Source organism: Paenibacillus darwinianus, assembly GCF_000598065.1.
GTDB classification, from domain to species: Bacteria; Bacillota; Bacilli; order Paenibacillales; family Paenibacillaceae; genus Paenibacillus_I; species Paenibacillus_I darwinianus.
Genome location: NZ_KK082164.1, coordinates 1 through 1960, shown reverse-complemented (window position 1 = coordinate 1960; position 1960 = coordinate 1). Strand labels below are relative to the sequence as shown.

The window sequence follows — 1960 nt, the reverse complement described above, 5'->3', positions numbered from 1 at the left end:
CCGGGGGAGCCCGCGGTCAGCACGAGCGGCCCGCATCCCCGGCCCAGCGCGCCGCCGCATGGCAGAAGCGCGTAATGGTCCAGCACCCAAGGCAGCGCCGCACACGAAATTTTCAGAATATCGGGCCCGTCCGTGCCGGCCGCCAGCCGGTTCGTCATATCGATATCGGCATAAGTGACCTCAAGCGGAGGCGCGCCCGGAATCAGGCCATGCGCCCAGGCATGGAACACAAACGTATCGTTGGGACAAGGTGAATAAGCGATTTTCATAGCTGCTGCAATACCTCCCGTAAGGTGGAGCTTGCCGCCTCCAGGGCGGCCAAAGCATCCGGAATGCGCCAGGCGGACCGGTCGCGCGGTCCGACCGCGTTGGAGATCGTGCGGATCTCAAGCGCCGGCAAGCCGAACATGGCAGCCGCGGCCGCCACGCCGTAGCCTTCCATCGCCTCGGCGGCGGCGCCCGGCACCCGAACCGACAGCTCGCGCGCGGTCTCGGCCGTGCCCGTGACCGTGGCCACGGTGAGCACCGGACCGGAGCAAGCCGGCAAACCTGCGGCGGACAGCGCCGCCTGCAGCCTGTCAGCGAGACTTGCCGCGACCGGCATGCGCGTCGTGCCGAACCCCAGCTCGTCCAGGCTGCTGAACCCTTCGCCCGTCTCCGCGCCCAGATCGGCGGCGACGATCGCGTCCGCGATGACGATCGATCCCACCTCCGCCCTGCCCGCAAATCCCCCGCCGATCCCGGCGCTCACGACCAGCCCGTACGGACCGGACGCCGTCAGCGCCCGCGCGGTATGAGCGGCAGCCGAAGCCGCACCGACGCCGGCCAGCATGACATCTACTTCTTTGGCTCCGCGCAGTCCGCGCAGAACCGCGTCCCGCTCCGCCTCGACGGCGGTCATGATCAGGACGCGCCCAACCCATTGTTGCGAATGGTACGGTTCGAGGTGCCGCATCTTTTTCTCCTTCTAAACGATCAATGCCTGTCTTCTATAGTGAACCACGATTTAAAGCTTTCTTCAAGGCTGACTGTCGCCGGATCGTTTCACTGACTATATACTTCCTGTACGTTTAAAAATACCATGCGGACCCCAGGCCACTTGAACCTTGAAGCCGATTGGTTCACAATAGGTCAAAAGCTGTTTGCCCCGGCTTCCAGACCATCCGAAAGGAAGCCGGCCGTGAGGAGGAGAAAATCGCATGCTTCACATACCCGTTTCCATCCTGGATCTCGCCCCGGTCATCGTCGACGGAACGCCGGCGGATTCGTTTCGCAATACGCTTGATCTGGCACAGCACGCCGAGAAGTGGGGCTATCGCCGCTATTGGCTCGCCGAGCATCACAATATGCCGGGCATCGCCAGCTCGGCCACCGCGCTGATCATTTCGCATGTTGCGGCAGGCACCGAGAAAATCCGCGTTGGCTCCGGCGGCATCATGCTGCCGAACCACGCTCCACTCGTCATCGCCGAGCAATTCGGGACACTGGAGTCGCTGTATCCCGGACGCATCGATCTCGGCCTCGGCCGAGCTCCCGGCTCCGACCAGCGCACCGCGCATGCGCTGCGGCGCGGTACCGGCAGCGACGGCCATGATTTCCCGGAGCAGCTCAGCGAGCTTCGCGACTACTTTCAGCCGACGCCGGACTCGCGTCCCGGCGTCAGAGCCGTTCCCGGCGAAGGCCTGAACATCCCGATCTGGCTGCTCGGCTCCAGCGGCTTCAGCGCGCAGCTGGCCGCGTCGCTTGGGCTGCCGTTCGCGTTCGCCAGCCATTTCGCACCCGATTATTTGCTGCCCGCCCTCGATCTGTACCGCTCCGGCTTCCGCCCTTCGGACGCGCTCGAGAAGCCGTACGCTATGGTCGGCCTCAACATTATCGCAGCCGATACGGACGAGGAGGCGCAGAAGCTCGCCACCTCGCACGAGCAGCAGTTCCTGAACCTGATCCGCGGCCGCACCGG

3 protein-coding genes are annotated in these 1960 nt (G+C 64.8%); 1 reads left to right on the top strand and 2 read right to left on the bottom strand.

Features of this window, described 5'->3' with window-relative positions; genetic code table 11:
* Positions 1–269: MqnA/MqnD/SBP family protein (locus tag BG52_RS08920; RefSeq protein ID WP_036667131.1), on the bottom strand; the 269-nt coding region annotated here is incomplete at its 3' end.
* Complete coding sequence (locus BG52_RS08915) at positions 266–955, bottom strand: futalosine hydrolase (protein WP_051587691.1); 690 nt, start codon at positions 953–955, stop codon at positions 266–268. The genes BG52_RS08915 and BG52_RS08920, both read right to left, overlap by 4 nt.
* A 244-nt stretch (positions 956–1199) precedes the next feature.
* Between BG52_RS08915 and BG52_RS08910 the strand changes: the two genes are divergently transcribed.
* Positions 1200–1960, top strand: a 761-nt coding sequence (locus BG52_RS08910; protein WP_036667130.1) for an LLM class flavin-dependent oxidoreductase, incomplete at its 3' end; no start/stop codon positions are given.

Bases quoted from the DNA above. Each gene is read 5' to 3' on its own strand.
- BG52_RS08915 (WP_051587691.1), bottom strand. From the start codon at position 955: ATGCGGCACCTCGAACCGTACCATTCGCAACAATGGGTTGGGCGCGTC.